This window comes from Mesorhizobium sp. WSM4830, assembly GCF_055811495.1.
On record NZ_JBVVQI010000007.1, the window covers coordinates 63416 to 88452 of the forward strand.

A 25037-nucleotide genomic window follows, 5' to 3' on the forward strand; every position below is an offset into this window, starting at 1 on the left:
AGACATGAATATCGAGGTCTCTATCCCCGAGACGCCGGCGCCTGTGTTGCGCGTCGAGGGCCTTACCAAGCAGTTTGAAATGCACCACCTCAAGCGCACGCTGTTTGCCTTCGACAACATTGATTTTGAACTTCGTGAGGGCGAGTTCATTCTGCTCAGAGGTGAGAACGGCGCCGGCAAGTCAACGCTGCTGCGGACCCTCTACCGCTCTTACCTGCCACAAGGGGGTCATGCTTACTATCACACGCGGGAGGGCGTGATCGACCTCGCCTCGGCCGCCGATGTCGATATTGCCGTCCTTCGTCGCCGCGAGATCGGCTTCGTCACTCAGTTTCTCAATGCTCGACCTCGCGTCGCAGCTGAGGAGGTTGTTGCAGAACCTCTGCGGCTCGCCGGCACTCCGCATGCCGAGGCTCTTGTTGAGGCCCGCCGCTGGCTCGGTGCGTTCGGGGTGAAGAAACAGCTCTGGGCGGCTTATCCGTCGACCTTCTCCGGTGGCGAGCAGCAGAAGGTAAATCTGGCGCGAGCTCTCATTCTGCCGCAGCGGCTTCTGCTTCTCGACGAGCCTACGGCTTCGCTCGACCGTGACGCCCGCAAGGCCTTGGTCGAACGCCTGACGCAGCTCAAGGCATCTGGTGTTGCGATGATCGGGATATTTCACCATCCGGAAGATGTCGCCGGGCTTATTGATCAGGAGATCGCCCTAAAGACGGTCAAGATCGAGGACCAATGACAACCGCGAAGTGGTCGTGGAACCCTAGTTCCATCCATAGTGATAGCCTCTGCGATGCTAAACGCGTTTGTGGCACTGGGCTTTGTCAGTCCGTGGATGATGTAATCATGGGTCATCGTGCCACCCCGCCCCTTCTTTAAAGGAAGCCCTGGCTGGGTGCGGTCCAGCGCCTGGACTGGCTTTTTTCATCGACGGAAAGGACAATGGCATGGGCCGGCGGCGAGACGTAGAGCCCAACGACATCGTGCAGTTTCTCGGCGAAGGCCTTGTCATTCGACAGTTTGAAGCTGCGCTAGCGGTGCGGTGCAAGACCATGCTCGTGCCATATGTTGACGACCGAAGAGGCCGCGATCCCACCGCCTTTGCCATCGCGCGAACCGTCCAGTGTGTGGCGTCTTGCTTGGGCGTTTCCAGCGTCACAGCGATCACCTGATCGACCAGTTCGGGATCGAGCGGCGCAATGACTGGCGGGCGGCTCTTGTCGCGCAAAAGGCCATCAACGCCTTCGGCCATGAAACGCTCCTGCCATCACCAAACAGCAGGTCTTCGATTTGCCGGTAGCCTCCATAATGGCCACAGTTCCCAAGCCGTCATCGCTCATCAGAATGCTCTTCGCCCGCCACGCATGCTTCTGCGGCGAACCGCGCTTTTGCGCCATTGGGCGACCGACCGAGATGACGTCGCGATCATGGTGCCCTTCAAGCGACTGACCAAGGATTTGAAGGCTGTTCTCTTCGTAGCAGGTCAGGACCGAAGACGTGGGCGCCTCATCAGCGACACATCGGGCTCTAATAGTGGTGCACGCATTAAGGCGCCATTCGAAACAAATCAGTCCAGCACAACAACGCCTTTATCGCCGGCTCGCCGGTTATTCACCCTGTTCCAAATTGCGCTGTATCTAGCGGTAAATTTTGCTGCAAATGCCAGCGTCGCATGTCAAGATGAGTTGGGTAAAGGGTGGGGATTGCATATGCACACGGCAATGAGCCAGAAACTGGCGAGCTATGGCCAGTGGACGTATCGCGGTGCGTGGGCACTTGAAATCGTTGCGGCGATCATCGGTCTAGCAACCGGCGTCGCCCTGAGTTACCGCGGGTTTGTTGCCAATGAGGCGGCGGACTCAATGGACCTTGTCCTTGCAAGTGCCCCTTTCTTTATGATTGCGATTGCTGAGCTGACGAAAATCCCAATCGCCACGCTTCTGTTCGGCGCCTCGTGGTTTTGGAAACCTGTTATCTTGGTGTTTCTACTCGTATTAGCCGGCATCACTTTTGAGACAGTCCTTCTCGGATTGGAGCGTGCCAGCACGATGCGCGAGGTGCAGTATGCGAACTTCGCCAACCAAACTAAGGCACTCCAGCAAGAGCTCGAGACTCTCAAGACAACAGCCGAAAGCTTGCGAAACGTTGACGACGAGGCAAAGGCCCGAAGCAATCTGGAGCAGCTCAGTGGGTTGGCTGACACCGAGCGGGACAAATTGCGCGCCCGGATAACAGAGGTTGACGAAGAGCTGCAGGCCGCAATCACCCTTTCACCAGCGGCAGCGCGAGCCAAGGAGTATCTTGAGGAGAAACAAGCAGCGCTGAGCGCGCTGGTGGAACGGCGCGATCGAGAGATCAAGGACGCCGTGGAGCAGTTCGAGCGACAGCGGGATAGCTACGTTGATCGCATAAAGAGCGCACGCGAAACAGGCGACCTTGCATCGGTGCAGCGCAACGAAGAAGGGCTGAACAAGCTAACTAACCCGCGGCCCAAAAAAGAGGCCGAATTCGCGTCGAAATTGGCGGAATTGGAGCCCGCAGTCGCCGCGGCCCGCGCAGAATATGAGAGGCTGCGAAAAGATAGTCCTCCGATGACCCTCCAAGACAAACAGCGCCTTGAGGCTAGGCGCAACGATCTGGAGAAACTCTACGACGGCACCGCTGCCGATTGGGATCGTAAGCTTGACGAGGCGCGTACAGCGCTAACGGCCGCTCAGGAAGCCGCGACTCGCAAGTCAGAGACGCTCGCCAAGAACCAGCAGCGGCAAGAAGCCATCGCGACGCAACTGAACCGCCTGGAAACAGAGCGCCTCCCGATCGCCCGCAACGATCAGATTCGTAGGCTGGCAGCTCGCTGGTATGGCGTGAAGCCGGAAGACGTTACAGACCCTCAGGCCGGCACGGTATCGACGATCTGGTTCGCCTCGCTTGCATTCATCGCCGCATTAGCGGGGCCGATCACGGCGATGGTTGCGCTGGCCCTACAACGCATCGGCGCACAGCCCCCAGTTCAACGTGATAGCAAACTCTCGCGTTTGTTGCGTCGAATGCTGTTACGCTGGCGGTGGCGCCGTGTCCGCAAGGTACCCGTGCAGGTGCCTTTCGACAGAGAAGTAGAGAAGCGCGTCGAGGTTCCTGTCGAAGTCGAGAAGGTCGTCAAAGAGATCCTATACGTGCCTATCCTTACTGACGACCCCGAGGCGTTGCGCCGGGCGTTAGATAGGGAACTGCCTCCGGAAGTAATCGATCTGGTAAAGGTTTCTGCAAAAGGACAATACGACCAGAAAGAGATGGAGAAAGCCCTCAAGGGTGAACTGCAATTAGATTTTAAAGAGCCGGCGACTGGGGCGAAGCGAGGCGGTAGACGTGCTCGTACGACATAACACCAAGCTGCTCGAACAGGCGATCGATCTGCAGATCAAACGGTCGGCGATTCCAACTCTGCAGGCAGAAGCAGCTGCGCACGACAAGATCGCTCGCGCCAATGCATTTCGGCGAATGGCTAGCGGCGCTGCCGTCGCAATGGCCGCTATTGGGATTGGCGTAGGTGTATGGCTGGTCCTTGATCGTGACCCAACGGTGATCCAACCGGCGCCGCCGGTCACTCAAAACATTCCGCCAAACCCGATCGAAAACGAGCCAAAAGAGACGAAGAAATCAGAAGACAGAATTCCGGGTGGCGAGACAATCGCGCAGGAAGGAAAGACCGACAAGCCTAAGTCGCCGCCAATCGAGCAGCCGAAGCCGCCGCCCGTAGACCCAGCTAATCCGGATACGTTCGATTTCGTCAAGTTCGCCAATCGCCAAGTGACCTACGCTGGCAGCACCTGGCAACTCGAGTCCGGTCATCATTTTGACAGTGAGAAAGCTCCAACTTGGGACACCGCCTGGTGCTACACGCGGAAGCTGGCAAACACCGGAGTTGAAGTTCAGGTAAGACTTGTCAACAGACCCTCACCTACATCGATGCCGTTGGCGCCGGTGTCGTCCAGCGAGACACTCGCATCGGTAGGCCTTGACGACAAGTCGGCGCGTGAACTCGCCAGCCATTGCCTCTGGCTCGACGAGGCCAGGTTCGCGCCAACCGATTTCGACATGGACAATGAGCGGAAAGAAGCAGCTGCCGCGGCCGACGAACTGTCTGTGCAGCAGGACGGATGGGACGCGATCGGAAACGATCTGCCGGGTATGCCAGCTTGGAATGTCTCGCTTGAACAGTGCCAGGCTCAATGCAAAGCAGATCGCCGCTGCTTAGCACTCACCTATGATAAGAAACACGCCGCCTGTTTCATGAAAAATAATGGGTCGATTTTGGTTAGAAGTCCCGATGCAGTGATGGCGGCGAAGGGAGTCATCAAGGCGAATCTGCAGTACTCTAGCCTCGTTTTCGCCAAGGACACAGTAGTCATTGGGGGCGCTTACGCGAATGTGCGGAGCGGCTACGCCGACTGCGTATTGGCCTGCAGCGCTGATCAGAGATGTCTAGGCTTCAATTTTGATGGTCCGAACAAGATGTGCGCCATGCTTGACACCGTGACCTCATCGTCTTCCTACGAGGGCGTGGTGTCGGGCGTCAAAGCCACCCGCAATTGAAAGGCACCGGCCCGTGATCATGTGCCAAGAAGGCCAGATGAGCTAGCTGGCAAAGTGACCGTGAATCTTCTCCCGCTTATGACGGTAGAGGTGCGCTTGGTGACAGGGTAGTCTGCTGCTGAAATCCGGTCAGGGCCTATGCAGTTTCACGATTCGATGGCCCTGCTGTTCTGCGGGTGACAAGTCGAACCCGTCACCCTCGCCCGTTCTTAATTCGCCTGTCTCTTGTCCGTTATTTGAATGCGTCATTGAGAACGTTGGCGAGCCTTGCCGCCGCCAGCGCTGCTTGGCTTCTCGCGACGTTGCGTGCGTCGGTTTCATACGTCCGGGGCAGCACCGACACCGTGCCTTCGCTCAGCACAGGCTCCGCATAAGCGAACTTCTTGCCGAGCACAAAGCTCTCTTGGGTCCAAGCATCTGGGTCCAGCACCTTGGCCTTTGCGCTGTCGACTTGAAGCTTCGAAATGCCGGCCTTGTCATTGGCATCGAAGATGGCACCCGACACCGAAACGTAGCCTCCGAACATTCGATCCCAATAGGCGTGAAGGTCGATCGTTTCGCCGGTCGCCGGCGACACGTTAACTTCGTTGCCGCCACGGTCGCCATCTGTGTTGATCGCAGAAATTCGCTCCGTCGCGTGCAACGGCTGGTGAACGTCTCCAATGAGGTGCAGCAGCCAAACCATGTCGTAGGAGCGAACGTCGTCGGTCGCGGCCGACGTCGCCGGCAGCGCCGCGATGAACAGCTTCATCTGCGAAACGGCATTGATCGGATCGGCATCGGAGAATTGCGTCCCGTCGGTCGAAAATCTGATGTCCTTGAAATGCCAGTAGCGGTGCATGTTTTTGTCTGCGTAGCCGATGTTCTGCGCCGTCGGCGTGTCGTCGTCCTTGGTGTAGCCGTGGGTAGAGTCCTTGATGTCATCCGCCCAAACGGCCGCATGAACGAAGGCGTATTGCGCCTTCTTGTCATCGGGCACGCCGGCGATCCAGCTTGGATAGTCGGGGTTCAGCTTGATCAGTGCATCGACCTTGGCCTTCGCCTGCGGCGTCAGTTTAGAGTAGGCCACGGCGGCGACCTGCATGTGCCCGCCGTCCCACCAGGCCAGCGCAGGCGCCGATGACAGGATCAACGAAAGAACGGAACCAAAGACGAGCGCACGACGCATGTATTCCTCCCCGAAGCCGACTTTTCTGATCTATCAACTGTAGACGACGTGGCAATGACGGCAATGGTGCCTTCACGGAAGGTCGGACCTCTTCTGGAGTCGACAACAAAAGCCAAATAGCGCATGATTTTGCCTGGGTTGGGGAAATTCATTCATGGGCGTGCGCGAATTTTCGTGCGTGTTGTGCACAGTGCTCTTCTCGGGCTGCGCAGCGGACTACTTGAATCATTACGATACGGTGACGCTCGCGGCCGGCGACGCGGGCCATGCAAATCTGCTCCTCCAAACGGTCGACCCGTTCAATCCGAACAGTCAGAACACGCATATCGAGGGCGACGGCATGCGCGCTGCGGCAGTCGTCAACAGGTATCGAGGAGTGTCGGCAGCACCGACGCAGTCACGGCCGGGCGGCGGTGATTTGGATTGCGTAGGCGGCAAGGGAAACAATGCTGTCGTGGTTGGCCCGGTGAAGATCGCCAACGGTGATCCCAACAAGCTGGACCGCCATCACGATGGCGTCGGGTGCGAGTAGGGGCGGCGGACGTTGGACAGCTCTCGCTACGACAATCGATCTGCCCAATGGCGCAAACGGACTGGCGCCAAGCTGCGGCGAGTACGCAAATTGGCGGGCATTCCAAAGCGGCTGATTATCGTAACCGTGGTTGCGATGGCAGCCTACGCAACGCAGTTCGTCATGCAGCATGGCGACCGCATGCCTGAGCTCAATCTGGCGAACTGGACTGGCTCGAGTCCGGCGCCGATCGCCGGTGTTGCGTCGGTGATCGATGGCGACACGATCGAAATTCACGGACAGCGGATCCGCTTTAACGGAATCGACGCGCCAGAAAGCCGGCAGTATTGCGACGACGCCAAGGGCTTCGAATATGCCTGCGGGCGCCAAGCCGCCGAAGCACTGGATGAGTTCCTGGCGGCGTCAAGGCCAGTGCATTGCAGCTTCGTCACCTGGGACCGTTACGGCCGTTTTGTCGGCGACTGCCGGCGCGCCGACGGCGCCGGTGTCGCCGCCTGGATGGTCGAGCACGGCCAGGCGCTCGACTGGTTTCGCTACAGCCACGGCGCGTATGCAGCGCAGCAGACCAAAGCCGAGAAGGCGAAGGTCGGCCTGTGGGTCGGAACGTTTCAGAAGCCATGGGATTGGCGTGCTGAGCATGCGGACAGTCAGCAGCCAGCCGTCAGTCAACCTCTCGGCATCATCAGCCGCCGGCAGGTAGCGCAAAGCTACTCATGTCAGCCGCGGCGGACTTGCTCGCAAATCGGCTCCTGCGACGAAGCCCAATGGTATCTCAGCAATTGCCCATGGGGCCGCAAGTTGGATCGTGATGGCGACGGCGTTGCATGCGAAACGCTCTGTTAGAGAACGACAAACGGCCGTGGAATTTTGGTCGGCTGAACAATTTGGGTGGGGGGTTAAATGGAAATCGGCCGGCGTGCCGCAGCTTCGGCCGCGGCAGTTTTTGCGCTTGCAAGCGCATCATGCACAACGTCCCAAGAGGCGCTGAACAAGAACCCCCAGGCAGTGAGCACGTCCGCGCTTTGCAGATCATATGCCTCGACGAGCGATCAAAGCTTCCGTGACGGTCTCTACACGGAGCTTGCTCGGCGGTCGGTGACGCCACAGCAATGCGCCGACATGATCAGAAAGCAGAACCAGGCGATCGCCGCGGGCGTGGCGATCGCTGCGGTAGGCGCCGCCATCGCGGTTTGCTCGAACAACAACTGCGGCGGCGGCGGATATGGCAGGCCGAACTATTATCAGGGCGCCGATTGGGATGAATTCTACAACCAGTACGGCCAATTGGTTTGGGCGTGCCGCGACATCTCTAGCGGACAGTTCGTCGATTACAGCAACTGCTACGGCAAGGCGCAAACGGATTGGCGTTGGCCTGCAAAGTACGCATGATGAGTGAGTTCCTTGAAAGAGCAAGAGAGGTTTTAGTGGACGACAAATTTTACAATCGCGTTGGCGGTGATCGCATCTCATCGCGCCAAGTCGACGAACTCATCGGACTCGCGCGCGGCCTGGCCGCGGATGGAACCATCAACAAGGCGGAGGTCGAATTCCTTCAAAAATGGTTGGCGGCGAATGCGGAGATCAGCACTCAGCCACTCATCCGAACCTTGTATCGGCGCATCAACGATATCCTCGCAGATGGCGTGCTCGATTCGGATGAACACGCCGAACTTCTGGACACGCTAAACAGCTTTTCGAATCGTGATTTCGAACTTGGGGAAGTGCTAAAGCCGACAACGCTGCCACTCTGCAGGCCGGCCCCAACTTTGACCTTCGCCGCCCGGCTATACTGCTTCACAGGCACATTCAATTTCGGCCAGCGAAAACACTGCGAACAGGCCATTGCAGATCGTGGTGGCTTCGCGGGAGGTCTTAGCCAGAAGACAGAGGTTTTGGTGATAGGGGCCTATGCCACCGAATCGTGGAAACATTCGTCATTTGGCGACAAGATCGTCAAGGCGACCGACTGGCGCGACCGGGGATTGCCAATCTCGATTGTGGCCGAGAGCCATTGGGCTAGCTTTCTCTGAGAGCGGGAGTTCACGGCATGAATCTTAGACGAGGGTTTCCCGGCTATGGTAGGCCTTCCCCGAGCGGCGTGTTGCCACCATCATCTCCCAGTCGACCAGCTCCGCTCCCTCGGCTGAACGCTGCGTGTTCGCGTCTGCTCTGATGAGGCTGGCATCGACAGCAGGGCCCTCGTTGCGACGGGACCTTCGTCGATGCAGCGGCGCACCGTAGTCTCGAACAATTCGCGTAGCAGATCGCTATCCCGAAAGCGGCCGTGCCGGTTCTTGGAGAAAGTGGAATGGTCCGGGACATCACCCTCCAGGCCAAGCCGGCAAAACCAGCGATAGGCAAGATTGAGATGCACTTCTTCGCGGAGGCGGCGCTCGGGGCGGATACCGAAGCAGTAGCCGACGATCAGCATCGGGATCATCAGTTCCGGATCGAACCAGGTTGCCTGCTACCCATCCGAAACGAGTGCGACTTGCAGTTACCCGTATCTTGTGAGGTGTATTCGCCATCGTGTCGTAAACTGATGTTTACTTTATGCGAGCGCATGCGCTAATATTTCGATTGAAGTACATTGCCAAGATGTAGCTTTCGGCTGAGTGGTTGCGGCCGTTATGGAGCTACGAAAGACATTACGTCCTGGCGTGTCCTTAGGTCGATGGTCGCATGCTCGACGCGTGATGCCCTGTTGACTTGTCTGGAGTAGCCGAATCCCATTTGATGTTTGGATATTTTAGGGGGAGACGAGAGTGGCAAGCACGTCGGCCGGCAGCAACCTCATCCCTGAACCGCTCTCGCGCAAGCTGCGCGTCTTCGCCTTCGACCCCAGCGTGGCGGCGCAGTTCGATATGGCCGGCATCAGCGAGATGACGATCGACGTGCCCTGGGAGCGCAATCTGCAGCCTGGACCGGTTGGCGATTACATCGAAGTCATCGATGCCGATCCGGCGAGCGGTGCCTTCTATCGTCCGGTGGACCTCAACGATCCGCGCGTGCTCGCGCAGCAGGGCTTGCCCCCGTCCGAGACCAACCCGCAATTCCATCAGCAGATGGTCTACGCCGTCGCGATGGCCACCATCGTCCATTTCGAGCGGGCGCTGGGGCGTGTAGCCCTTTGGTCGTCGCACCACGACAAGGGCAGCCCTGAAGAAAGTTTCGTACGCCGGCTGCGCATCTATCCGCACGCCTTGCGCGACCGAAATGCCTTCTACAGCCCGGAAAAGAAGGCGCTGCTGTTCGGCTATTTTCCGGTCGGTATCAAGGACGCTAACAACACCCCAGGCACGCTGATTTTCACCTGCCTCTCGCACGACATCATCGCCCACGAGACCACGCATGCGCTGCTCGACGGCGTGCATCCACGCTTCAACGAGCCGATCAATCAGGACGTCCTGGCCTTCCACGAGGCCTTTGCCGACATCGTTGCGCTTTTCCAGCACTTTTCCTATCCTGGAGTGCTGCGCGACCAGATTTCGCGCACCCGAGGCAACCTCGCCAACGAGAACCTGCTCGGCCAGTTGGCGCAGCAGTTCGGCCGCGCCAGCGGGCGCGGCAATGCGCTGCGCGACGCCCTCGGGGACATCGACCCCAAGACCGGCAAATGGGAGCCCAAGGAGCCCGACGTTCGCATCCTCGAGCGCACCGCCGAGCCGCACGCACGCGGCGCCATTCTTGTGGCAGCGGTGTTCGGCGCCTTCCTCAAGGTCTATCGCAGCCGCACGCTGGACCTTTACCGCATCGCCACCGAAGGTACCGGCGTGCTTCGGGAGGGCGATATCCACCCGGACCTGACCCGGCGGCTGGCCGATGAGGCCGCGCGCACGGCGAGCTACGTGCTTCAGATGTGCATCCGCGGCATTGATTATTGTCCGCCGGTGGGGGTAACATTCAGCGATTATCTGCGTGGCGTGATCACCGCCGACTACGACCTCAATCCCGACGATTCCGCGGGTTACCGCTTGGCCTTCGTGGAAAGCTTCCGGCAGTGGGGCATTCACGCCCATGGTGCGCGCAGCACATCGGTCGATACGCTGTTCTGGCCGACCGGCGAGACGGCCTTGGCCGAAATGCCAGAGCGTGACAGTCCGCCGGCCGCAGTGCCCGGTCAGGCTGCGCCGATGGATGACCTCGCCGTCGAGGACTACCAGCGTGCGGAGACGCAAGCGGTTCTATCGCTGCTCAACGACCAGGAATCGACGGCCGGGCCGGACCAGTTGAGCCCTAAACGGCAATCCGCGCGCACAGCCCGCAAGCTCGGTCAGACAAGTGTCGAACTTGACCGCTACGAGGCCTGGGCGGAGATCGACACCAATGCTGCCATTGTCTGGAACTGGCTGATCGAAGGAGACGGGCGGCAGTTCGCCCGCGGCTTCGGCCTTGTGCTGGAGGAAGATGATCCCCCACCCACCGTCTTTCGCTCGCCAACCAATCCCAACCGGGTCGCGGTGGAGGTGCATTCCGTGCGCTTGGCGCTGCGGCGCGGCTTTCGTGATGTAATGGACACCAATCTGCTGATCGAGGTGACGCAGCGCCGTCGTGGCTATTTCGACGCGGCCGAGCAGAAGCGCATGGACCGGCGCGGCAACACCAAATTCGCCAGGCCCGGCGACTTCAGTTTCCGCGCCGGCTGCACGCTTATCATCAACCCATCCGACCTTTCGGTACGCCGGGTCATCAAGACAGCGGGCACGATCGCCGACGATAAGGAACTCGGTCGCATCCGGAGCTATCTGGGCGGCGGTCTGGAGCCAGCGAACGCCTTCGACAGCGCTCGCCAGTTGCTCAAGGCGCGCGAGCCCTTTGCCCTTTTGCATCGCGACGGGGAGGCCTGACACATGGCCAAGACGACAACCAAGAAGAAGGCTGAGGCCGTTGGAGAGGTTGCGGCGCGGCTCTTGCCCAAGCCGGGCGAGGTCATCGTGCGCATGTACCGCATCGGCCATGGCGACTGCTTCCTGCTCGCTTTCGAGGGCGATACTCCCGACAAGCCGGTCTATGTACTGATCGACTGCGGCTACAAGCCCGGCTCGTCGAAGCTGGTGCATTTCAAGGAAGAACAGGCTCGCAATGTCGTCATCGGCCCCAACAAGGTCAAGGACATCACCCAGAACATCCGCGACGCCACCGGTGGCCATATCGATGTCGCGGTGATCACCCACGAGCACCAGGACCACGTCAACGGCATCAGCGCCAAGAATTTCGCCGGGATTTCCATCAGCGAAACCTGGTTCGCATGGACAGAGAATCCAGAGGACGAGCTCGCCAATGCTTTGCGCGTAAAATTCAAGGATCAACTGATCGGGCTTATGGGCGCCCGCAACCGCCTTGCGGCGGTTGATCCCGACGCCACCGAGAAGATCGACCGGCTGATCGAATTCGAACTTGGCGGCGAGGACGAGCAGTTCAACGCTGTTAACGCAGTGCAGGCACTCGGAGCAGCCGCGGCCGGTCTGGAAAACTCTGCTAACAAGCAGTCCATGAAGCTGTTCAAGGATCTCGCCCGCAAGGAGGGCGGGATAAAGTATCTCAGGCCGCATGAGAAGGTCATCGCCATCCCTCGCGCCAAGGCGCTGCGAGCCTTCGCGCTCGGCCCGCCCCGGGACGAGGCTTTGCTCGATAGTCTCGACCCGAAAGGCCGGGAAGAATTTCACGGCGTGGGCCTGGCCTCGTCTGGCAACTATTTCGCGGCGGCGGTGGCCGGCGGCGCAGTGGGCGGCGACTCGCCCTTCGCCAAGCGCTACCGGCTCGACACCGCTAAGGCATTCGCCGACCCGCAGCATGGCGCGTTCTTCATCACAAACTACGGCCAGGACGCTCCCGTTGGCGCTGGTGTGCAGCCGTCCACCTCGTCTTCTGCGCCCGAGTGGCGGCGCATTGACAAGGAGTGGCTGTATTCGGCCGAGCAGCTGGCGCTCGACATGAACGACGCCACCAACAATGCCAGCCTGGTGCTGGCCTTTGAGCTCGGCAAGGGCGGCAAGGTTCTACTGTTCGCCGCCGACGCGCAGCGCGGCAACTGGCTGTCATGGGGGCGGAAGAACTGGCGCGACGGCAATGACGTCATAACCACGAAGGACCTGCTGTCGCGGGCCGTGCTCTACAAGGTCGGGCACCATTGCAGCCACAACGCCACGCTGAATGGCAAGATCAGCGACGAATGGGCCAATCTGTCTTGGATGGCGACCGGCGACGCCGCCGGTGAGTTTACCGCTATGATCACCGCGGTCCGCGCTTGGGCGGAAACCCAGAAGGGCTGGGATCATCCGCTGAAGGCGATCAAGGATGAACTTTTAAAGAAGGCCTCCGGCCGCGTGTTTCAGACCGACACCGCCTTTGCCGCAATGAAGCCGGATGACGCGGTCGAGGCCGACTGGACCACCTTCGAGCAGCGCGTAACCGAGACTAAACTGTATTTCGACTACCGCATTCAGGTGTGAGGGCTGCGAATGGCAGCCGGCGCGGCGGCCCTGACGCCAACGCGACGGCTGTTGAAGCCTGACCAACAAACGATGAGCTTGAACGAATGGCGAAGAAGGTGAAACCGGAAAACTGGAACAGTCCCGCGCTAGCGCTTTCGGGCGGCGGCTTCCGGGCGACGCTCTACCATTGCGGCGCGCTAATGCGGCTGAACGAGCTTGGCTATCTCACCAAAATCACCCGCTTCTCCAGCGTCTCTGGCGGCTCCATAACCAGCGGCATGCTCGCCGCCGCCTGGCCCCGGCTGAAAGTTGAAAACGGCATTGTAACCAATCTCGATGCCGAGGTGATCGCGCCACTACGCGCCTTCTGCCGCCGCTCCATCGACACGATGGCCGTTGGCTGGGGCGCCGTGCTGCCGGGCAAGTCGATCGGTGACGTGCTCGCCGATGCCTATGACGACATATTCAAGAAAATCACGCTGCAAGATCTGCCGGACAGCCCGCAATTCGTGTTCGACGCGACCAACCTGCAGACGGGCCGGCTGGTGCGGCTGATGAAGAAGCGGCTTGCCGACTTCACCATTGGTGAAATCCGCAATCCCCAGGTCCGGGTAGCCGTCGCAGTCGCGGCGTCCAGCGCCTTTCCGCCGGTGCTGTCGCCAGTCGACATCAAGGTCGATCCGAAGAGCTGGGTGGAGCTGGATGGCGCCACCCACCATGGCGATCCTGCCTACACTCGCACCCTGTCGCTGACCGACGGCGGCGCCTACGACAATCTCGGGCTGGAGTCGATCGACGACTTCAGCACGGTGATCGTCAGCGACGCCGGCGCGCCCTTCGGGACTGAGGAGACGGCCTCGACGCTCTGGCCACAGCAGGCCATGCGCGCGCTGGACATCGCCACCGACCAGGCTCGAGCGCTGCGCAAGCGCCTGCTGTTCGCGCAATGCGCGGCGGAAAACCGCCTCGCCGTCTACAGCGGCATCGACAGCAACCCGGCCGAATATCCGGCCGCGCAGACGCTGAACCCGGATTTAGCGTTCACGACCAAGCTGGCGCGCATGCGCACCCGGCTCGATCCTTTCTCGGACCAGGAGCAGGGTCGGCTGATCAACTGGGGCTGGCTGATGATGGACGTTGCGATGCGCAGCTATGTGACCAAGCAAGCGCCGCCGCCGTCCAGCCTTCCGCTGCCGAAATATCCGCTTCGATGATCGGCTGTTGAATCTCAAGACCCGTGATATCCACCCGGCGTTAGTCCGCAAGATTCTGCGATCAATCCACGAGAGCGCCCGACCTGGCTGCCGCCGGTGCGTCCGTTATATCACGCCGCAACTAGCGTGCCATGACTATCTACCCAGGCAACATTGCACCGACGCGTTACACTCGCGCGCCGAAACCCGTCCCTTCCGGCACGATTCCCGGAAAATCACGATCACGTGGGTTGATTGGGAAAACCGAGCAAGAGATATTCAAAGCTGCCGCCGAAATTGAAGCGGCGCGATCTTTTGCAGAAGCGCAGCGAATGGCGCGCGGTCCTGCCAACGATTTCCGACCCTTCGGCGCTAGCTCGAAAGACGCTCTCTCCGCCGTTAGTGGTAGAGCGATCAGAGGCGGGTCGTCGGAGGCAGCGGACCTGCGACTAGCTCAACGCGCCATGCAATGCGATCGCGAGGACCATCTGGACCAAACTCGTAACGACAGCAATGGGCCTTTGAGACAAGGTTGGGACGCGATGGCATTGAGCGAACGATATCCGGGAACCGAACCAATCCACAGAAATATTTTGTTGGTATTTTTGTTGGCTAGTCCTCCTGTAGCGTGAGTCCTAACCACTTGGAAACAGAGCAAGTTTTCTACCGCTTGGATTCCGCCTCTGGGCACCACTACTTCCTCAGGTCCATTCTGGACACATGGGTTACGGTTTATACCGAAGACATGGGTAACACTTTTGGCCCGAAGGGGTTTTGAAGTGGTTCGAGCCTGCATGTCTCATCGTCGAAGTATCCCAAATCATAATCCATGAAGCTAGCCAACCAGATTCGGTCGTCGACCTGTTTGATGCCGACTTTTTGGCCAGCGAAGACGAGTCTGAGATTGATCTTCTTACGGTCGAAGCAGATGCGGCCGCAGGTGGTGACGGTGACCGCCTTGTCGTGGAAGGGATACTCGAGGTCGGGTAGTCCGCGATAGGGCCGTGGTGAGGCGCTGTAGCGCTCGGCTGGGCAAGCCATATCGAGCGCCTGGTGCGGGCGCTCGGTATTGAACTCCTCGACGAAGTCGTCGAAGCGGGCCTGCTGCTGCAGGAAGTTGGCGCCGGCCGGCTTGGTGGTTTCGAGCTTGAGCGTCAAATGCATGCGCTCATGGCGGCCGTTCTGTTGCGGGTTGCCCGGTTTGATGCGCTCGATCTCGATGCCGAGCCTCAGCCACCAGACCGACAACCTGGACAGGTTGAAGAGGGCATTGGGGCTGGCGAAAGGCACACCGTTGTCGGTCCTGATCGCGCTGGGCAGGCCGAACTCCTTGAAAACTCTCTCGAACACCGTGAAGGCATAGGCCTCCTTGGTGGTGTGGAGCGCCTCACAGGCCAATAGATAGCGGCTGGCGAAATCGCTGATTGTCAGCGGGTAGCAGTAACGCCGATCGGCGAGCATGAACTCGCCCTTATAATCGGCGCACCACAGGTCGTTGGGCTGGCAGCCATGCGAGAGCGCGGTTCCCTCCGCCCTGTTGCGACGGCGCCTGCGGCGTTTGACCAGGCCGTGGCGGTCGAGCACCGCATGCACCGTTGAGATCGCCGGCGTGTGGACATCCGGGTAGAGCCGAGCCAGCCGCTCCCTGATCTTCGGCGCGCGCCAGTTCGGCTTGTCCTGCTTGGCACGCACAATCAGCTTCTCGATTTGGAAAGGAAGCTGATTGGCGTGCCGGTAAGGTCGGCGCGAGCGGTCCGTCAGCCCTTCCAGCCCACAGTTATTGTAGCGGCCAAGAATCTTGTAGCCGGTCTTGCGTGAGATGCCGAACTCACGGCACAGCTGTGCCATCTTCTCGCCGTCCAGTAGGCGGGCGACGAACTTGAGACGCTCATCCATCGGGTTACACTCCTTCCAGGGCATTTTTGCTCTCCCGCAAAAAGCCCGATTGTGTAACCCATGTGCTCGGAATGAACTGTCACCCATCTCTCGGGAAGGGCACTCATATGAAATCAATGGCTTGCGATGTCGCCAACTTGGCGACTTATGGCATTTCATGTCGCGCCGCGTTGCGAACTGATTGAGCCAAGCGAAGCGCAGCCAAAAACAACACTCGATACTTTCCTGCCAATAGCTTCAACAAAGACCGGCCCCATGGCAAATGCTCGGTTTCATGTGCCCGCCGGCTTTACCGCTTTCTGGCAACCACCAGGAAATTCTGCGCAAGCCCCGCCGGAATCCTGGTACTTGCGCACATCCTTTCAAACGGCACGATCAATATTTCGCAGAGTCTTGGCAGCAAATTCCCGGGTCGCGGCAAAAAACCGTACCCAACTATCCGCTCGACAATAAAGCCATTTGCGATGAGCGTCTGCTCGTATCGTTTAATGCTCAAAGTGTGGCGGACTGTCCCTCCTGCATAACGGTTCAGAATGCGGCAGACCAGCCCTATTGGCGAGGTCGCATTCATGTGGATATTCGAGATCAGCAATCCACCTTCGTTCAAATGCGCGCTGATGGCCGACAGTGCATCCTTCCTGAGCTCATCTTCAGCATTGAGGAAGAATCTGAATGCCGTGACCACGTCGAACCTTTCGGCAAGCGGAGAGAACGTAAGATCCGCGCGGACCAATTTCACGTTCTTCGGAACCCGTGCGCTAGCCAGCATGGATTGGGAGATGTCAACGCCGACGACTTCACCAAAAAATTGAGCTGCGATATTTGCTATGCGGCCTGTGCCGCATGCGAAGTCCAGGCATTTCCGGTTCGGCCCGCCGACAGGCAGGAGAGTACGTTCGACCAAAGGCTTTTCGATACCCGACCACAGAGCTGCATAGTAGCCGGACCGGAACGTGTCGGAGTAATGGGCACCGTACCCAGCCGTCTGGTGGCTTGCGCGGTAATCCGGACGAGCGGGTGCACGGTTCTCATGAACGCTCCCTACCGGTCGCCACTGCGCCCGCAGAAATCTGCGAATGCCAACGAACGATCTCACCGTGAGCACCATGCAACTCGCGCCTCTAGTCTGGCCCGACGCATGCCGTCGCGGGCAATGCGTGTCCCACGATGCGCGCGACGACCTGTTCGAAATTGCGTGGGTCGAGGCCGTCGACACGCATCAGCGGCCATTTGTCTTGCAGGCATTGGCCGATCTCCCTCGCAATATCCGCTTGCTTCAGGCCCCTGACCACTCCGACTTCGAGAAGGCGCTCGAGGTACGGCTGCCGCGCATACCGCTCAATGAGGCGGTGGCGCAGCGTTTCCCCGGGCGCGTCGACTTGAATGAGGAGATCCGGTCGCGGCAGGAACGTCAGGCAATTACGAACCATGTCGATACTTTGATCTCGTCCCAACAGGACGAGCGCACACAACGCCTGAACGATGCCCTCTTCGAAAATGAAGTACCCTTCTGAGGCCTGCGCCGTATTCCAGGCTTCGAAGAGCAAAACGACGTCGATCTTCAGACGCAACGCCCATAATCGACTTTTTGGAGGGATCGATGCCAAAAGCCGCGCAGCGGCCCCCTCGCTCGGCGGGGTCGAGAACAAGACCGGACTCGCGGTGGCGAGCTTGTGCACCAGACGCTGGATGCCATGGCGTGTCTCCGGGCCTTCATCCTCGACCGAATCGACTTCGCTGCCGAAAGACACAAAATCAATCCGGCGATAGCCGTTGACGGTCTTCACACGGATTTCGTGTTTCGCCAGCTCACGGCAAAGGGCGCGTAGAAGGGTCGTCTTGCCTGCGCCAGGCGGACCGAACAACTCGATAATCATGTAGGGATCTCCCGAACAGGAAGCAGAAAGATCGGATGAAGCGAACTCGCCCGCTCCGGCGGTGTGGCGAGCGTAAACACTCTGGCATCCGCCTGGCCGAGTTGACCCCGCTCGCTGGCATCCTGCTGACGCCGAAAAAAGCCTTGGAGGAGATGCGATGCGGCGGAAGACTGCCTTTCCATGGCGTGCAGTCCCGCCTGTTGAGCCGCGACAGCGTTGCCGGTTGACGTGAGAACTTGCAATTGCTTCTCGATCGCCGGTGCCATCTCCTGATCGATCGAGCGCCCCTCGGTTGCCCGTTGGTCGACGTCGGTCGTGGTGGCTTCCAGGCGTGCGAGCCTCGACGACGCCGACCCCGGCGCCTGCGCCAACACCTCCGTCGTCGCGCCGCTTGCGCCCATACATGGACCTCAGAAAGTCTCTAAATCGCCTGGGGATCGGAGCTTACTGTGAGTGCCGAACCATACCATCATCCATCTGAATGACTGTCGGCACCACGGCACGCGCGTTTGGGCGCTGAACAGGGCAACGAGTTCAGGCCGAGCGGGCGCTTTTGGCTTGACGCGACACAAACGCGACATTCGGCCTAAAATCTGAACAATATCAATCACCGACAGCGGACTGAAAATCCGCGTGTCGGTGGTTCGGCGTGCAAGAATTATCTGGACCATGGCGCCAGCGACCCCTGCTCGCCGGCCAAATGTCGATGAAGACGTCTTCAGCATCTTGGAACCCGCTCTGGCACAACCGCTCTACAGACCGAGGGCGCAGCCGTCCTTGCGCGGTTCGGAACCACCCAGCAGCGTCCCGTTTGCCCAATCGATGCGGATGGCCTGCGCACCGCCGATCGGGTCCGTCGCAGGAATGATTTCGAAACCGCGTCGGCTAAGTTCAGTCGCGGTTTCGCCAGCGAGCCCGTGTTCGGCCTGGACCTTCATCGTGCCGCTGACGGGGGCGACCCGCGGCAGATCAATCGCCTCCTGCAGATCCATGCCGAAGTCGAGCACCTTCGTCAGCAGATGCGCGTGGCCCATTGCCTGGTAGTAGCCACCCATAACGCCGAAAGGCATTTCTGCCCGGCCGCTTCTCGCAAGCATCCCGGGTATGATGGTATGCAAAGGCCGCTTGTTCGGCGCCACCGCATTGGGGTGCCTGGGGTCAAGCGAAAAGCTTTGCCCGCGATTGTGCAAGACGACACCGGAGCGTGGCGAGACCAGGCCCGAGCCAAAGCTGTCGAAGACCGAGTTGATGAAACTGACCGCATTGCGATCCTTGTCGACAACGGAAATATAGACCGTGTCGCTGTGCAGCGGCATATCGAACCCCGGCAGATCCGCGCGGGCGCGCTTTAGGTCAATCATGCCGGCCAGACGATCGGCCCAGGCATTCGACAACATGTCGGCCACCGGGACTTCGGACGTGTCTGGATCGGCGACGAGCAGGTCACGCGCGGCGTAAGCGAGGCGTGTCGCTTCGATTTCCAGATGAAGCCGGTCCGCGGATTGCGGGTCCCCCTTGGCTTCGAAGCGCGAGAGGATGTTTAGAATGAGCAGCGCGATCACACCCTGGCCGTTCGGCGGACATTCGAACACATCGCAGCCTCGAAACGCCGTGCTGATCGGGGTCACGTATTCGCCTGTTGCCGAGGCGAAATCTTCGAGTGTGTGCAATCCGCCGAGCCCACGAAGATAGGCGACCATGTCTTCGGCCACTGGGCCGGTGTAGAAAGCCTCGCGTCCCTTCTCGGCGATCAGCCGCAGCGTTGCAGCCAACTCAGGCTGGCGATGTACTTCGCCAACGCGTGGCGCGCGGCCGTTTGGCAGGAAAATCCGTTTCGCGGTAACATCGGAGGCCAGAAGTTCTTCCTCCAACGCCCAGTCACGATGGACCCGCGGTGAAATGGCGTAGCCTTCCTCGGCGAAACGTATAGCGGGGGCCAGGATTTGATCGAAGGGCATATGCCCATGATCAGCGTGCAATCTGGTCCAGGCATCGATCGCTCCCGGGATGGTGACGGAGCCAGGAGAATTGCGGGCCACCTCGGCCATGCCACGTTCGAGGAACCAGTCAATTGTGAGGGCGGCGGGTGTCCTGCCCGATCCGTTATAGGCGATGACCTCGCCGGATCCGTTTCGCGACAGAAGAGCGAAGCAATCGCCTCCAATGCCGGTCGAGGCTGGCTCGACGACACATTGCACCGCGCAGGCTGCGATGGCGGCATCCATGGCGTTGCCGCCGGCCGCCATGACCTCGACTGCCGTCAGGGTCGCCGACGGATGAGAGGTGGCGGCCATGGCCTCGCGTGAAACGACGACCGAGCGCGTGGGTTTCTCAAAATTTCGCATGCTATGCCCTTCTGATCGTGATCAAGAGGCGGCGTCGCTCATCGTCGAGGGGCGGTGCCGCAGATGCCGCGACATCCAGTATTCGAGTGCCGCCAAGGCACGGATGATCGCGAAGTTCAAAGTGAGATAAATGGCGCCCGCGCAGATGAAGACTTCAAAGGCGCGGTAGGTCTGGGAGATCAATCCCTGGGCAATTCCGGTCACCTCCATCAAGGTCACGATGGAAGCCAGAGACGTGCCCTTGATCATCAGGATGATTTCATTGCCGTAACTCGGCAGCGCCTGGCGAAAGGCCAGCGGCAGGATAACGTGCCGATAGGTCAGAGAGGTGGACAGGCCGACAGACCGGGCCGCCTCGACAAGGCCGCGTGGCACCGATTGAATCGCGCCGCGCAGGATTTCGCTGCCATAGGCGGTAGTGTTGAGTGTCAGCGCGATGATTGCGCACCAGTAGGGTTCGCGGAAAACGGCCCATAATCCAATTGCCGACAGCTGGTGCCGGAACTGACCAAGGCCATAATAGGTCAGAAAAATCTGCACCAGCAGAGGCGTGCCCCTGAACACGGCAACGAAGCCACGGATCGGCAAGACGACGAAGGGCGATTCCGATTGCTGGGCAAGCGCCAATGTGACGGCAAGAACGAAGCCGGCAACAATGGAAGTCAGGGCCAGTTCCATCGTAAGCGGCAGGCCGGCAAGGAGCTTCGGCAGGATCTCGAGGAAAAAACTGAAATCTATCATGCCGACCGGACGCGCCACGGCGCCTTTCGTTCCAGACGGTAAAAGGCATGGCCGGTGACGGAAGCGATAGCCAGATAGAGCAAGGCTGCAGCAATGTAGAAGACGAACGGTTCACGGGTCGAACCTGCAGCGACCTGTGCCTGGCGCATCAGTTCAACGAGGCCAATTACCGATATCAGCGAGGAGTCCTTCAGAACCAACTGCCACACATTGCCGAGACCCGGCAGCGCGTATCTCAGGAGCTGGGGAAAAATAACCTGTCGCAGCCGCTGCAGCCGGTTGAGACCAAGCGCGCAAGCGGCATCGTGCTGTCCCTGGTCGATGGCGAGGTAACCCCCTCGATAGACCTCGGCTTGATAGGCGCCCGAGATGATCGCGATGGCCAATGTTCCAGTGGCAAAGGCTGGAACGCCGACGAATCCAGATCCGCCCAGGCTATGACCAAGCGAGGTCAGGGCGACGCTTCCTCCATAGTAAAGCAGATAAATGGTCAGAAGGTCGGGCACGCCCCTGAAAACCGTGCAATAGCCAAGGGCCAAGAACCTCAATACCTTGGAGTTGCGCAGACGCCCGGCCGCTGCCAGCCCACCGAACACAGCGCCAAGCGCAAAGCCCAGCACAGACAGGAGCACTGTGACTGAGGCCGCCACGAGAAGAGCAGCCCCCCAACCTCCGTGCTGGAAACCAAGCAGCCGGAATGCGTCAACCATTGATACCCCCGGCAGGACGAACGGCTCAGCTCCGGAACGTGGTCAGGAATGGCCGTTCGCCGACAAGCGCTTACTTGACTGGAGTGACGTCGCTCTTGAGCCATTTAAGCGACAGGGTTTTGATCGTGCCGTCGGCGGTCGCGGCGTCGATGGCCCCGTTGAGCATGTCTTTCAGCTTGGTGTCCTCTTTGCGGATACCGGCCCCGGAGCCAAGACCGAAGAGACCCCCGACAAATCCTGGTCCTGCAAGCGTATAGTCGCTGAACTCCGGTTTGCTCAGCGTGGCGGCCAGCGCTGTCTGCTGTGCGAAGAGCGCGTCGATGCGACCCGCGGCAAGATCGAGATCGTGTTGCTCGGTGGTTTTGTATTCGCGAATCTCGGCGACGTCCGAGAAGTATTTTTTCACAAATTCCAGGTTCGCCGTTGCGGCCTGAACGCCAATGATCTTTCCCTTCAGCAATGGCTTGAGCTTGTCGATTGCCGCCTGCGCAGAGGCTTCATTCTCCAGCTTGAACCGCTCATTGGAAATGCCGAGCTTGCCCAGTTCGCTATCCTTGGCGACCGCGAAACCTGAGGGATCCACCGCATATGGCTGGGTAAAGTCGATGACCTTCAGACGTTTTTCGGTGATGAACATGCTCGCCATGATCACGTCGAACTTGCCGACGGTCAGCGCGGGGATCATGCCGTCCCAGTCCTGTGCGACGATCTTGCACTCGATCTTCATTCGCCCGCACAGATCATTGGCGAGATCGACTTCGAAGCCGTCCAGCTTGCCGTCGGCTGTTGTGAAATTCCAGGGCGCGTAGGCCCCTTCGGTGGCAATGGTAATTGCCTTTGGTGTTTCTTGTGCAACGGCGGCCTGGACCAGGCCGAACAGGACCGACGCAATGGCTGCGATGCGGCTAACTTTCATGTCATTCTCCTCTTTTGCCGGTATGGCAGTTCCCTTTCGTCGTGCCGGATTATCTTCCGGCTTCAACGAGTCAGATGATATTTCCTAGCGGCGGCCGGGACTTGCGAAGTTGGCCAGAAGCGGCGCCGTCTCGACGATATGATCCCGCATGGCGATCTCAGCCTTGCCGGCATCACCTGACCGCAGCACGTCGATCAGGATCTCGTGCTCGGCGCGCGCGCTGGCGGGCTTGTCGACGTAGTCGAACCAGATGCGCAGGTAGGGCTCGATCACGACGTGCAGGCTGGCAATCTGCCGGACCAGCTTGGGTCTGTTGCTCAATTGGCAAATCTGCAAATGGAAAGCCTGGTGGCGCACGACCCAGTCGCTGCTGCCGGTCTGGCTGGCGCGCTCCATGCGGTCGAGCTGGCGTTCCAGTTCTTCAAGCACTTCGACATCGATGTGCGGCATGGCAAGCCTTACCGCCAGCCCTTCGAGCACCGAGCGTATTTCGAATGTTTCGTAGATCTCATCGAGGGTAAGCCCGGCGACGATGCAGCCACGGTTCGGGCGAATGACCACGAGACCTTCCGCGGCCAGTTGGCGGAATGCTTCGCGAACCGGCATGCGGCTCATGCCGATTTCCGTCGCGATCTCTTCCGGGATCAGCCGGTCCCCGGCCCGATAACGCCCCATCCTCAGGGCCCGCTGGATGTGGCGATAAGCCTCCTCCTCGGCGGTCGTGATGCCCAACGGCTCGATTGCGTCTGCTGCCATGTCCTGGGTCCGATCAGAGCGTATCTGTGTATCCACTTATCCAGTTGTCTGAACCTGTGTCAAGCACCGATGCTTGCGCGCGTTGGAATTTCTGTTGTGAGAATAAGCGCTTGGTAGGGAAAATCGGGCAGACAAAACCCGTAATCGGCTATGCCGCTGATCGGCCGCTTGGCGGCGTCCTGCAAAAAGGCCCGCCGCCCCATTTGCGAAGCGGCGAGGCCCCATATTCGGGGACGTTGCCGGGGTTACCGGCAGTGCCTACAGTGCAATTCAGGTGCCAGAATTGTTGATCCAAAACGGGTCACCGCACCGGAGGCGCGAACGCGGACCTTCCGCGATCACGCTAGTGCCGCGCATTGCCGTTCCTGCTATGCTACTTTCTGGCGGACCTGATTTTTCCGCCTGGCCGGCGCCCCATCAGGCAACTTACCCCAACGCGCCCCCCAAGTGGCGCCGGCCATTTTCCCCTTATTGGGGCACGGGCGCGCCGATTCTGTCATGCGCTTTCGAGCTATGGCAATCCGCCGGCGAGCCGCTTTGTCCAGCCTGCAATTGTCAGCCCGCCCGCGATTCCCGCGCAGTCGGCCACCCAGTCGAATAGATCCGGGTCGCGCCCTATCAGTTGCACGGCCTGAAGACCCTCGATCGCTGCGCCCGTGAGAACGAGGAGTGCGATCAGCTTCGCCTTGTGTTCCGGCCAGCCGAGACTTCCGAGAGCCGCAAGGACGACGAAGGCGCCGGCGTGATTGAGTTTGTCGTGATCAACCGCGAAAGACAGGCCAAGACCCTGCAGGAGCTGCTCCGGCAGAAGGGCGAACAGCAGAACGCCGGCAAACGCGGCCGGAAAGGCAATCCTTGCCACGACCTGATAAGAATCCAGGCTCGACAGGGATAGAATGGCCTTTCGTCGGAAATCTGCAGGAGACATCGCCGGCCGCTGAATCGAGAGCGAGCGTGGCGTCCAATTTCCGCCGTCCGGGCGTCCGATGCATCGTCAGAATGAATGAATGCCACGGTTCAGCCGCTGGGCAGGCCGGGGCTGCTGGCAGTGCTCTGCATTGGTGTAGCTTCCGCGATCACGCAATTACGTGTTGCGCCAGTGCGGCTACTATCCGGCTGCGGCGGACCTGATTTCCGCTTGGCCGGCGCTGCGTCAGGGCATCTTACCCCATGCTACCCGAAGCGGCGCCGGCCAGAATTCCACCGGTTGCGTGAGGAGCGGCCCGCGTCAAAAAAGCCCGCCGCCCTGTCGGACGACGGGCTCCGTTGCCTGGGCGCCAGGGCGCCACGGTAGCGACTGATGTTACGAGTGCTCCCGCAGGTTTCCAATATGCTGCTGCCGAACGGCGTTGCGCATCGGCTAAACAAACGAAGCCCGCGCCTCTGGCGGAGGGCGCGGGCCGACCGGGTTGCACCCCGATCTGCAGCAGAAACCCGGGAGGTTCCCGCTGCTCAGGATAACAATTAGAGACTTCTAATGTTCCGGTCTAGGGAAGATGCCGGCTGCACCAGAAATCTCATGGTCGGAGCGATGACGATCGAGGCGTCACCTCCTGCGCAAGTCGATCTGGAAAATCCGCTCGTCGAAATGCCGCGTTTCGGCGGCAAAGGTCAAAGCCACTTCAAGGACCAGGCCGCCATAGTCGTTCCGGACCTTGACTGCAATCCTGCGATGAGGAAGGCCATCCCTGGCCATCTCCGCCAATGAGCGAAGGGCTTCTTTCCTGACCAGCGGGAAATCGTCGTACAACGTTCCCTGATCGTCGGAATAGACGATTCCGTCTTCATCGGAATCGAAGAAGTAGCGGGGCATTGCGCTTGGCCGAAGCGGCGGCATCCGGGCACGTTGTCGATAGCTGGCCGCGATCTCGGCCAATCGCGA

At 59.9% G+C, this 25037-nt stretch carries 22 protein-coding genes and 2 pseudogenes; 10 read left to right on the forward strand and 14 right to left on the reverse strand.

What is annotated here, in order from left to right:
• Positions 1-4: 4 nt before the first annotated feature.
• Positions 5-733 (forward strand): phosphonate C-P lyase system protein PhnL, encoded by a 729-nt coding sequence (locus tag AC0L2Y_RS11660; protein WP_473556198.1) that lies wholly within the window; start codon positions 5-7, stop codon positions 731-733.
• An 83-nt stretch (positions 734-816) separates the two neighbouring features.
• Here AC0L2Y_RS11660 and AC0L2Y_RS11665 read toward each other — a convergent pair.
• Positions 817-1373: pseudogene (locus tag AC0L2Y_RS11665) on the reverse strand (helix-turn-helix domain-containing protein); the annotation flags it as partial.
• Between the two features lie 48 nt (positions 1374-1421).
• Between AC0L2Y_RS11665 and AC0L2Y_RS11670 the strand changes: the two are divergent.
• Positions 1422-3377: an ABC transporter permease gene (locus AC0L2Y_RS11670; RefSeq protein ID WP_473556200.1), complete on the forward strand. Its 1956-nt coding sequence runs from the start codon at positions 1422-1424 to the stop codon at positions 3375-3377.
• The gene (locus AC0L2Y_RS11675; protein ID WP_473556202.1) at positions 3361-4587 is read left to right on the forward strand and encodes a PAN domain-containing protein; all 1227 of its coding nucleotides are present in this window, start codon (positions 3361-3363) and stop codon (positions 4585-4587) included. The genes AC0L2Y_RS11670 and AC0L2Y_RS11675 overlap by 17 nt, the downstream gene beginning before the upstream one ends.
• Positions 4588-4819: 232 nt before the next feature.
• Here the strand turns inward: AC0L2Y_RS11675 and AC0L2Y_RS11680 are convergent, their stop codons facing one another.
• Positions 4820-5755: a S1/P1 nuclease gene (locus AC0L2Y_RS11680; RefSeq protein WP_473556204.1), complete on the reverse strand. Its 936-nt coding sequence runs from the start codon at positions 5753-5755 to the stop codon at positions 4820-4822.
• 154 nt (positions 5756-5909) lie between these two features.
• Here AC0L2Y_RS11680 and AC0L2Y_RS11685 point away from each other — a divergent pair, with 154 nt between their 5' ends.
• From AC0L2Y_RS11685 to AC0L2Y_RS11700, 4 genes are all read left to right on the forward strand, one after another.
• Complete coding sequence (locus AC0L2Y_RS11685) at positions 5910-6287, forward strand: calcium-binding protein (RefSeq protein ID WP_473556205.1); 378 nt, start codon at positions 5910-5912, stop codon at positions 6285-6287.
• Between the two features lie 246 nt (positions 6288-6533).
• The gene (locus AC0L2Y_RS11690; RefSeq protein ID WP_473556208.1) at positions 6534-7130 is read left to right on the forward strand and encodes a thermonuclease family protein; all 597 of its coding nucleotides are present in this window, start codon (positions 6534-6536) and stop codon (positions 7128-7130) included.
• Between the two features lie 57 nt (positions 7131-7187).
• Positions 7188-7676 carry a hypothetical protein gene (locus AC0L2Y_RS11695; RefSeq protein WP_473556210.1) on the forward strand — a complete coding sequence of 163 codons (489 nt, stop codon included), beginning with the start codon at positions 7188-7190 and terminating at the stop codon, positions 7674-7676.
• 35 nt (positions 7677-7711) lie between these two features.
• Positions 7712-8317: a BRCT domain-containing protein gene (locus AC0L2Y_RS11700; RefSeq protein WP_473556213.1), complete on the forward strand. Its 606-nt coding sequence runs from the start codon at positions 7712-7714 to the stop codon at positions 8315-8317.
• A 99-nt stretch (positions 8318-8416) separates the two neighbouring features.
• Here AC0L2Y_RS11700 and AC0L2Y_RS11705 read toward each other — a convergent pair.
• Positions 8417-8739, reverse strand: a pseudogene (locus tag AC0L2Y_RS11705) (transposase); the annotation flags it as partial.
• 313 nt (positions 8740-9052) lie between these two features.
• Here AC0L2Y_RS11705 and AC0L2Y_RS11710 point away from each other — a divergent pair.
• From AC0L2Y_RS11710 to AC0L2Y_RS11720, 3 genes are all read left to right on the forward strand, one after another.
• On the forward strand, positions 9053-11134 hold the full coding sequence (locus AC0L2Y_RS11710; RefSeq protein WP_473556214.1) for a hypothetical protein: 2082 nt from the start codon (positions 9053-9055) through the stop codon (positions 11132-11134).
• 3 nt (positions 11135-11137) lie between these two features.
• Positions 11138-12739 carry a hypothetical protein gene (locus AC0L2Y_RS11715; RefSeq protein ID WP_473556217.1) on the forward strand — a complete coding sequence of 534 codons (1602 nt, stop codon included), beginning with the start codon at positions 11138-11140 and terminating at the stop codon, positions 12737-12739.
• Between the two features lie 86 nt (positions 12740-12825).
• On the forward strand, positions 12826-13935 hold the full coding sequence (locus AC0L2Y_RS11720) for a patatin-like phospholipase family protein (protein ID WP_473556219.1): 1110 nt from the start codon (positions 12826-12828) through the stop codon (positions 13933-13935).
• Positions 13936-14646: 711 nt separating this feature from the next.
• Here AC0L2Y_RS11720 and AC0L2Y_RS11725 read toward each other — a convergent pair.
• The 11 genes from AC0L2Y_RS11725 to AC0L2Y_RS11775 form a co-directional block, all read right to left on the reverse strand.
• Positions 14647-15834, reverse strand: coding sequence for an IS481 family transposase (locus AC0L2Y_RS11725; RefSeq protein ID WP_473556222.1), 1188 nt, complete (start codon positions 15832-15834; stop codon positions 14647-14649).
• Positions 15835-16099: 265 nt separating this feature from the next.
• Positions 16100-16918 carry a class I SAM-dependent DNA methyltransferase gene (locus AC0L2Y_RS11730; protein ID WP_473556224.1) on the reverse strand — a complete coding sequence of 273 codons (819 nt, stop codon included), beginning with the start codon at positions 16916-16918 and terminating at the stop codon, positions 16100-16102.
• 13 nt (positions 16919-16931) lie between these two features.
• Positions 16932-17687 (reverse strand): AAA family ATPase, encoded by a 756-nt coding sequence (locus tag AC0L2Y_RS11735; protein WP_473556226.1) that lies wholly within the window; start codon positions 17685-17687, stop codon positions 16932-16934.
• Positions 17684-18088, reverse strand: a complete 405-nt coding sequence (locus tag AC0L2Y_RS11740) for a hypothetical protein (protein ID WP_473556228.1) — start codon at positions 18086-18088, stop codon at positions 17684-17686. The genes AC0L2Y_RS11735 and AC0L2Y_RS11740 overlap by 4 nt, the downstream gene beginning before the upstream one ends.
• A gap of 351 nt (positions 18089-18439) precedes the next feature.
• Positions 18440-20032 carry a gamma-glutamyltransferase gene (ggt, locus tag AC0L2Y_RS11745; RefSeq protein ID WP_473556229.1) on the reverse strand — a complete coding sequence of 531 codons (1593 nt, stop codon included), beginning with the start codon at positions 20030-20032 and terminating at the stop codon, positions 18440-18442.
• A gap of 21 nt (positions 20033-20053) precedes the next feature.
• Positions 20054-20773 carry an ABC transporter permease gene (locus tag AC0L2Y_RS11750; protein ID WP_352488573.1) on the reverse strand — a complete coding sequence of 240 codons (720 nt, stop codon included), beginning with the start codon at positions 20771-20773 and terminating at the stop codon, positions 20054-20056.
• On the reverse strand, positions 20770-21483 hold the full coding sequence (locus AC0L2Y_RS11755) for an ABC transporter permease (protein WP_352488268.1): 714 nt from the start codon (positions 21481-21483) through the stop codon (positions 20770-20772). The genes AC0L2Y_RS11750 and AC0L2Y_RS11755 overlap by 4 nt, the downstream gene beginning before the upstream one ends.
• 70 nt (positions 21484-21553) lie before the next feature.
• On the reverse strand, positions 21554-22399 hold the full coding sequence (locus AC0L2Y_RS11760; RefSeq protein ID WP_473556232.1) for a transporter substrate-binding domain-containing protein: 846 nt from the start codon (positions 22397-22399) through the stop codon (positions 21554-21556).
• Positions 22400-22483: 84 nt separating this feature from the next.
• Positions 22484-23155, reverse strand: coding sequence for a GntR family transcriptional regulator (locus tag AC0L2Y_RS11765; protein WP_473556234.1), 672 nt, complete (start codon positions 23153-23155; stop codon positions 22484-22486).
• A gap of 511 nt (positions 23156-23666) precedes the next feature.
• Positions 23667-24017: a VanZ family protein gene (locus tag AC0L2Y_RS11770; RefSeq protein WP_473556237.1), complete on the reverse strand. Its 351-nt coding sequence runs from the start codon at positions 24015-24017 to the stop codon at positions 23667-23669.
• Positions 24018-24701: 684 nt separating this feature from the next.
• Positions 24702-25031 carry a DUF6894 family protein gene (locus tag AC0L2Y_RS11775; RefSeq protein ID WP_473556238.1) on the reverse strand — a complete coding sequence of 110 codons (330 nt, stop codon included), beginning with the start codon at positions 25029-25031 and terminating at the stop codon, positions 24702-24704.
• Between the last annotated feature and the right edge of the window lie 6 nt (positions 25032-25037).